The organism is Gilvimarinus sp. 1_MG-2023, assembly GCF_030548285.1.
The window spans coordinates 1-293 of sequence record NZ_JAUOSC010000765.1 but is presented as its reverse complement, the minus strand read 5'-3'; the positions used below and the strand labels follow the sequence as shown (position 1 = coordinate 293).

Here is a 293-nt window from a genome sequence, read left to right as displayed (position 1 = left end):
CTGCTCGCGCTTGCGCAGCTGCTGGTTGATCGAGAGCTGCTCCTGATGCCAGTGCACCAGTCCGTAGGTTAACAATACGATTCCGACGGGCATGGCACCGGACTCGAGCCATTGATCCCAGAACTGCTCGGCGGGCAAGTGAATAAATTCGTCGAGGTTGTCCTGCCACATCGCCAGAAACATAAACCCCATCCCCAACGTCAGCAGGTCGGTTACCCGCCCTGCCGGACGACTGCCCAGAATCAGCAGCATCCAGACCGCCAGTGCCAGTGCCGCACCACCTTCACCGAGGA

1 pseudogene is annotated in these 293 nt (G+C 59.7%); it reads right to left on the bottom strand.

Annotation, left to right across the window (positions count from 1 at the left end):
• A pseudogene (locus tag Q4563_RS18955) lies at positions 1–293 on the bottom strand (GGDEF domain-containing protein); the annotation flags it as partial.